General features: G+C 65.9%; 6 protein-coding genes. 5 read left to right on the forward strand and 1 reads right to left on the reverse strand.

The genetic code is table 11. The features are described 5' to 3' along the window. Positions 1 to 160: 160 nt before the first annotated feature. The 3 genes from eat to eutC all read left to right on the forward strand — a co-directional run bounded on the left by eat (position 161) and on the right by eutC (position 3,891). Positions 161 to 1,609: an ethanolamine permease gene (gene eat, locus RT582_RS10535; protein WP_122097975.1), complete on the forward strand. Its 1,449-nt coding sequence runs from the start codon at positions 161 to 163 to the stop codon at positions 1,607 to 1,609. A 10-nt stretch (positions 1,610 to 1,619) separates the two neighbouring features. After that, the gene (locus tag RT582_RS10540) at positions 1,620 to 3,011 is read left to right on the forward strand and encodes an ethanolamine ammonia-lyase subunit EutB (RefSeq protein WP_313477317.1); all 1,392 of its coding nucleotides are present in this window, start codon (positions 1,620 to 1,622) and stop codon (positions 3,009 to 3,011) included. A gap of 85 nt (positions 3,012 to 3,096) precedes the next feature. Beyond that, the gene (eutC, locus tag RT582_RS10545) at positions 3,097 to 3,891 is read left to right on the forward strand and encodes an ethanolamine ammonia-lyase subunit EutC (RefSeq protein ID WP_313477318.1); all 795 of its coding nucleotides are present in this window, start codon (positions 3,097 to 3,099) and stop codon (positions 3,889 to 3,891) included. A 6-nt stretch (positions 3,892 to 3,897) separates the two neighbouring features. Here eutC and RT582_RS10550 read toward each other — a convergent pair whose 3' ends face one another. Further along, positions 3,898 to 5,451: an alkaline phosphatase D family protein gene (locus tag RT582_RS10550; protein WP_313477319.1), complete on the reverse strand. Its 1,554-nt coding sequence runs from the start codon at positions 5,449 to 5,451 to the stop codon at positions 3,898 to 3,900. A gap of 148 nt (positions 5,452 to 5,599) precedes the next feature. On the opposite strand from RT582_RS10550, the gene RT582_RS10555 reads away from it, so the two are divergent. Together RT582_RS10555 and ppa are read left to right on the forward strand one after the other, a co-directional pair. Continuing rightward, the gene (locus tag RT582_RS10555; RefSeq protein WP_313477320.1) at positions 5,600 to 6,412 is read left to right on the forward strand and encodes a M90 family metallopeptidase; all 813 of its coding nucleotides are present in this window, start codon (positions 5,600 to 5,602) and stop codon (positions 6,410 to 6,412) included. Between the two features lie 106 nt (positions 6,413 to 6,518). Next, on the forward strand, positions 6,519 to 7,046 hold the full coding sequence (ppa, locus tag RT582_RS10560) for an inorganic diphosphatase (RefSeq protein WP_014819027.1): 528 nt from the start codon (positions 6,519 to 6,521) through the stop codon (positions 7,044 to 7,046). The last annotated feature ends 98 nt before the right edge of the window (positions 7,047 to 7,144 follow it).

A 7,144-nucleotide genomic window follows, 5' to 3' on the forward strand; every position in this document is an offset into this window, starting at 1 on the left:
AACAAGACACCTGCCGGGCTCCGCCGTGGTGCTGTGGAGCACGCAAAAGGTGCGTTCCTGCTGAACTTGGCTGACAAATCACTGCAAACAACCCGTTTGTAGCGTGGGGCATGACGCTTGCTAGGGAGAGACTTGCCAACCTATCCAAGAGGATTCCCCCATGGCTCTCGAACACAGCCGTTCAACGCCACCGCACCATGCAATCGATTTCGAAACCGTTGGCAGTAGCTATTTCCAGGAACGCGAACTGAAGAAAGGCGCCGCCGGCTGGGTGCTGCTGGTCGGCCTCGGCGTCGCCTACGTCATCTCCGGCGACTACGCCGGCTGGAACTTCGGCCTCGCCCAGGGCGGCTGGGGCGGGCTGTTCATCGCCACGTTGCTGATGGCGACCATGTACCTGTGCATGTGCTTCTCGCTGGCCGAGCTGTCCTCGATGGTCCCCACCGCGGGCGGCGGCTACGGTTTTGCCCGCACCGCGTTCGGCCCGCTGGGCGGCTTTCTCACCGGCACGGCGATCCTCATCGAATACGCCATCGCGCCGGCAGCCATCGCTGTATTCATCGGCGCCTATTGCGAGTCGCTGTTCGGCATCGGCGGCTGGGCGATCTACCTCGTCTTCTACATCATCTTCATCGGCATCCATATCTTCGGCGTCGGCGAGGCGCTGAAGCTGATGTTCATCATCACCGCCGTCGCCGCCCTGGCGCTGGCCGTGTTCATCGTCGCGATGGTGCCGCACTTCTCGGTGGACAAGCTGCTCGATATCGCGCCGACCACCGCTGCCGGTGCCAGCAACTTCCTGCCCTACGGCTACGTCGGCATCTGGGCGGCGATTCCCTACGCGATCTGGTTCTTCCTCGCTGTGGAAGGCGTGCCGCTGGCCGCCGAGGAAACCAAGAACCCGCAGCGCGACATGCCACGCGGGCTGATCGGCGCCATGCTGATACTGGTCGCCTTTGCCGGCCTGATCTTGCTGGTCGGCCCAGGCGGCGCCGGCTCCAGCACCCTGGTGGCATCCGGCAACCCGCTGGTGGAAGCACTGACCACGGCGTACGGTTCGTCCACCTGGATGAGCGGCTTCGTCAATCTGGTCGGCCTGGCCGGGCTGATCGCCAGCTTCTTCTCGATCATCTACGCCTATTCACGGCAGATCTTCGCGCTGTCGCGGGCCGGCTATCTGCCGCGCAAGCTATCGCTGACCAACAAGAACAAGGCGCCGGTGCTGGCCCTGGTGATTCCCGGTGTGATCGGTTTCCTGCTGTCGCTGACCGGCCAGGGCGACCTGCTGATCCTCGTCGCGGTGTTCGGCGCGACCATCTCCTACGTCTTGATGATGGCCTCGCACATCGTCCTGCGCCTGCGCCGGCCAGACCTACATCGCCCGTACAAGACACCCGGCGGCATCGTCACCTCGGGCGTGGCGCTGGTGCTGGCCTGCATAGCGGTCATCGCGGGTTTCCTGGTCGATCCGCGGGTGGTGATCGGCGCCGCGATCATCTACGGGATCTTCATCGCCTATTTCGCGATCTACAGTCGACACCATCTGGTGGCCGGCACGCCGGAAGAGGAATTTGCGGCGATCGAGCAGGCCGAGGCCACACTCAAGTAGGGAGAGCAGCATGACGTACTCGCACAGCGTGGGCGGCACCACCTGGCGCTTCGACGATCTGCGCGAGGTGATGGCCAAGGCCAGCCCGGCGCGCTCCGGCGACCAGCTCGCCGGAGTCGCGGCGGGCAGCGACGCCGAACGCGTGGCGGCGCAGATGTGCCTGGCCGCGGTGCCGCTCAAGCGCTTTCTCGAGGAAGCACTGATTCCCTACGAAAGCGATGAAGTCACTCGGCTGATCATCGACAGCCATGACGCCGCTGCCTTCGCCCCGGTCAGCCATCTGACCGTGGGCGATTTTCGCAACTGGCTGCTCGGCGAGGAGGCGGACGAGTCGTCGCTAAAGGCTCTGGCACACGGCCTGACGCCGGAGATGGTCGCCGCGGTGTCGAAGATCATGCGCGTGCAGGACCTGATCCTGGTCGCGCAGAAGGTCCGCGTTGTCACCCGCTTTCGCAACAGCATCGGTCTGGCCGGACGCATGTCCACCCGGCTGCAGCCGAACCATCCCACCGACGACGGCGCCGGCATCGCTGCGAGCATCCTCGACGGCCTGCTCTACGGCAACGGCGACGCGGTGATCGGCATCAACCCGGCCACCGACAGCACCGCCGGCATCTGCGAGCTGCTGAAGATGCTCGACGCGGTGATCAGTCGCTACGAGATCCCGACCCAGGCCTGCATCCTCACCCACGTCACTACCTCCATCGAAGCGATCAACCGCGGCGCGCCGCTGGACCTGGTGTTCCAGTCCATCGCCGGCACCGAGGCGGCCAATGCCAGCTTCGGCATCAGCCTGGCAACGCTGCAGGAGGGCTACGAGGCCGGTCTGTCGCAGAAGCGCGGCACCCTCGGCGACAACCTGATGTATTTCGAGACCGGCCAGGGCAGCGCGCTGTCGGCCAACGCCCACCACGGCGTCGATCAGCAGACCTGCGAAGCCCGCGCCTACGCGGTCGCGCGCCGCTACAAGCCGCTGCTGGTGAACACCGTGGTCGGCTTCATCGGCCCGGAATACCTCTACAACGGCAAGCAGATCATCCGCGCCGGGCTGGAGGACCACTTCTGCGGCAAGCTGCTCGGCGTGCCGATGGGTTGCGACATCTGCTACACCAACCACGCCGAAGCCGACCAGGACGACATGGATATGCTGCTGACCCTGCTCGGCACGGCGGGCATTAACTTCATTATGGGCATCCCGGGCTCGGACGATGTGATGCTCAACTACCAGACCACCTCCTTCCACGACGCCCTCTACGTGCGCCAGGTGCTTGGCCTGCGGCCCGCGCCGGAGTTCGAGGATTGGCTGGCGAAGATGCAGATCCTCCGGCAGGACGGCAATCGCCTGCAGCTCGGCCGCGAGCTGCCCGAAGCCTTCCGCCGGGCGCTGGAGAAAATGGCATGAAGCCGCTTGCGTTACCTCGCCCATCCTCAGGTGGAAAACGCTGCGCGCTTTTCCACTCGCCTGCCCGTCACACTCCGAGGTAGCCATGCACGACCGCTCCCCCACCACCGAAAATCCGTGGCAGCACCTGCGCCAGCTGACCCCGGCGCGCATCGCCCTTGGCCGGGCTGGTGTCAGCCTGCCCACCGACGCGCAGCTGGATTTCCAGTTCGCCCACGCTCAGGCGCGCGACGCCGTGCATCTGCCGCTGGACTGCCAAGCGCTGGCTGCCGAGCTGAAGAAACATGAACTTGGCTGCCTGCACCTGCGCAGCGCCGCTTCAGACCGACAGATCTACCTGCAGCGTCCCGACCTCGGTCGGCGCCTCGACGAAGCTAGCGCCGCCACGCTCGACGAGCATGCGGAAGACGGCTGCGACCTGGCGCTGGTGATCGCCGACGGCCTCTCCGCCCTGGCCGTGCAACGCCACGCCGCACCGATGGCCTTGAAGATCGCCGAGCACTGTCAGGCCGAAGGCTGGTCGCTCGGGCCGATCACCCTAGTCGAACAGGGTCGCGTGGCGATTGCCGACGAAATCGGCCAGCGCCTCAAGGCGCGCATGGTGGTCATTCTGCTCGGCGAACGCCCAGGGCTCAGCTCGCCGGACAGCTTGGGCCTGTATTTCACCTGGGCGCCGCAGGTCGGCCGGCACGATGCGCAGCGCAACTGCATTTCCAACATTCGCCCCGAGGGCCTGAGCTACAACCTGGCCGCGCACCGCCTGCTCTATCTGATGCGCGAAGCCAGTCGCCGGCAGCTCTCTGGCGTACAGCTCAAGGACGAGGCAGAAGTCCCGGCGCTGGAAGGTGAACCCCGCGCCGGCAACTTTCTGCTCGGCTGAGCCGGCTCAGGCGGGCTGCCAGGGCTCAAGCGTCTGGCTGTAGACCACCGAGCCGTCGATGTCGCGCAGACTCACGCCCAGCGCACCGCTCTGCGCGTCGATCTCCACCTCGCCGAAGAACTGGAAGCCGGCCCGCGGCGAGCTGTTTGGCGTAGGCGCCGCCTTCTGGAACACCACCTCCGGACCGAAGGTGCCGTCCAGCGGATTCGGCCCGAAGCTGCCGGCGTTCAAGGGTCCTGCGACGAACTCCCAGAACGGCTCGAAACGCTGATAGGCGGCGCGATTAGGGTGGTAGTGGTGTGCCGCGCAGTAGTGCACATCCGCCGTCAGCCAGACGGTGTTGCGCACCCGCGCGCGCTGGATGAAGGTCAGCAGGTCGGCGATTTCCAGCTCGCGGCCCAACGCCTCGCCGTCGTTGCCATTGGCGATTGCCTCCCAGCGCGGACCATCGGGCACATGCAGGCCGATCGGCATGTCGGCGGCGATGACCTTCCAGGTCGCGCGCGAGGCCCGCAGTTCTCGCTTGAGCCAACGCAGCTGCTCGCGGCCGAGAAACGCCGTGTCGGCGCCCTGCTCCGCTTGCAGGTTATGGGTGTTGGGCCCGCGATAGCTGCGCATGTCCAGCACGAACACATCCAGCAGCGGCCCGTAGCTGACCTTGCGGTAGATGCGCCCGAGCCTGTCGCCGCGGGCCATGCGCATCGGTGCGTATTCCAGATAGGCCTGGCGCGCACGGCGGACCAGAGTGTCGATGTCGCGCACCTGCCGGTAGCGATCGTCCAGCTCCTTGCTCGGCGACCAGTTGTTGGTCACCTCGTGATCGTCCCACTGCCAGATCTGCGGCACCTCGGCGTTGAAGGCCCGCAGGTTCTCGTCCAGCAGGTTGTAGCGGTAGTTGCCGCGAAACTCGTGCAGCGTCTCGGCAACCTTGCTCTTCTCTTCGGTGACCAGGTTGCGCCAGATGCTGCCGTCCTCGGCGGTCACTTCGGCGGGAACCGGCCCGTCGGCATAGATCACGTCGCCGCTGTGCAGGAAGAAGTCCGGCCGGCGCATGCGCATGCTTTCGTAGATGCGCATGCCGCCGAAGTCCGGGTTGATGCCATAGCCCTGGCCGCAGGTATCGCCACCCCAGACGAAACGGATATTGCGCGGGCGCGTCGGTGCGCTGCGCAGGTGGCCGAACCAGGGCTCGCTGAGCACGCCGCTGCGGGCGTCCTCGAAGCGCGCGCGGTAGAAGATCGACTGATCCGCCGGCAGCCCGCGCAGGTCGACGCGGGCGGTGAAGTCCTGACCGGCATCGGTTACGGACGACACCATGCGCCGCGGGTTGCCGAAGCGGCTGCGCGTATCCCACTCGACGATCAGCCGGCCAGGGCGGTCGCAGCGGCTCCAGATCAGCGCGCGATCGTCCGTCACGTCGCCGGACTGCACGCCGTCAAGCATCTGCGGGCGCGCCCGCGGCGCGGCGATGATGGCAGGCGCAATGCCCAGGGCCGGCAGGGCGATGCCGGCGCCGATGCCCTGCAGCAGCTGACGGCGTTTCTGATCCGGTGCGGTCATCTCGAGGTCTCCTTGCGAGTGGGTGGTTCTCCTGATGTAGCCGCCCCGCTTGACAGTCCCGTGACGCACCGACCGACGGTACTTCACTGCTTGTCGCATCCCGCAGCCACGCTTAATGTGGGCGCCCACTTCGCTGGAGCCTCCGCCCATGTGGTCCTTCCGCGCCTGGCAGCGCAAACGCATCCTTGCCCGCAACCCGGTCGCGCCTGAGCTGTGGCAGCAGGTGCTCGACAGCCTGCCGATACTCGATGGCCTGAGCGGGGACGAGTTGAGCCGTCTGCGTGAGCGCGCCGTGCTGTTTCTGCACGACAAACGCCTGACGCCGCTGGCAGGGGTCGAACTACAAGCCGAGGATCGCCTGCGCCTGGCGCTGCAGGCGCAATTGCCGCTGCTGCACCTGGCCGATCTCGGCTGGTATCGCGGCTTTCACGAAATCGTGATCTACCCCGACGACTTCCTCAGCCCGCAGAGGCACCGCGACGCCGCCGGCGTCGAGCATGAATGGGACGCCGAGCACAGCGGCGAAGCCTGGTTGCAGGGCCCGGTGATCCTGGCCTGGCCTGGCGTGCAGCAGAGTGGCGGCTGGGAGGCCTACAACCTGGTGATCCACGAGCTGGCGCACAAGCTGGATATGCTCAACGGCGACGCCAACGGCCTGCCGCCGCTGCACCGGCAGATGCGCATCGACGCCTGGGCCAGCGCCATGCAGCGCGCCTACGACCAGCTCGACCGCATGCTCGACGCCGACCCGGATGCCGAGACACCGATCGACCCCTACGCCGCCGAGAACCCGGCAGAGTTCTTTGCCGTTACCAGCGAGTATTTCTTCAGCGCGCCCGACGTGCTGCATCGGGCCTTTCCCGAGGTCTACGCGCAGCTGGCGGACTTCTATCGGCAGGACCCGCTGGCGCGCTTGCAACGCCTGCAGGCCGAACATCCCGATTACCGGGAACCTGCGTAGGCCGGGCGCGTCGAAGCCGGCGTGCATTGCACGCGACATTGCGCCTATAATCGCGCCCACTTTTTCCGCCCCCAGGCCGCGCTGGCCGATCAGGAGCCCATCGTTCATGAGCTACAGCAAAGTCCCGGCTGGCAAAGACCTGCCGAACGACATCTACGTCGCCATCGAGATCCCGGCCAACCACGCGCCGATCAAGTACGAAATCGATCACGACACCGACTGCCTGTTCGTCGACCGCTTCATGGCCACCCCGATGTTCTACCCGGCCAACTACGGTTTCATTCCGCACACCCTGGCCGATGACGGCGACCCCCTCGACGTGCTGGTCGTGACCCCCTATCCGGTTGCCCCGGGTTCGGTCATCCGCTGCCGTCCGGTCGGCGTACTGAACATGACCGACGAAGCCGGCGGCGACGCCAAGCTGATCGCCGTCCCGCACGACAAGCTGACCCAGCTGTACGTGGACGTGAAGGAATACACCGACCTGCCGCCGCTGCTGATCGAGCAGATCAAGCACTTCTTCGAGAACTACAAGGATCTCGAGAAGGGCAAGTGGGTCAAGGTCGAAGGCTGGGAAGGCGCCGACGCCGCCCGCGCCGCCATCATCAAAGCTGCCGAGGCTTACCAGAAGTAAGTCGAAGCACTGAAGAAAAGCCGGCCACAAGCCGGCTTTTTTATGGTTCTTCGCGGAGTCTGGGGGAAGAGCGAGTTGACAGTCAGGGAAGCAGGTAA

The organism is Stutzerimonas kunmingensis (genome assembly GCF_032106285.1).
Taxonomy (GTDB): Bacteria; Pseudomonadota; Gammaproteobacteria; order Pseudomonadales; family Pseudomonadaceae; genus Stutzerimonas; species Stutzerimonas kunmingensis_B.

Bases quoted from the DNA above. Each gene is read 5' to 3' on its own strand.
- RT582_RS10555 (WP_313477320.1), top strand. From the start codon at position 5,600: ATGTGGTCCTTCCGCGCCTGGCAGCGCAAACGCATCCTTGCCCGCAAC.
- RT582_RS10550 (WP_313477319.1), bottom strand. From the start codon at position 5,451: ATGACCGCACCGGATCAGAAACGCCGTCAGCTGCTGCAGGGCATCGGC.
- eat (WP_122097975.1), top strand. From the start codon at position 161: ATGGCTCTCGAACACAGCCGTTCAACGCCACCGCACCATGCAATCGAT.
- eutC (WP_313477318.1), top strand. From the start codon at position 3,097: ATGCACGACCGCTCCCCCACCACCGAAAATCCGTGGCAGCACCTGCGC.
- ppa (WP_014819027.1), top strand. From the start codon at position 6,519: ATGAGCTACAGCAAAGTCCCGGCTGGCAAAGACCTGCCGAACGACATC.
- RT582_RS10540 (WP_313477317.1), top strand. From the start codon at position 1,620: ATGACGTACTCGCACAGCGTGGGCGGCACCACCTGGCGCTTCGACGAT.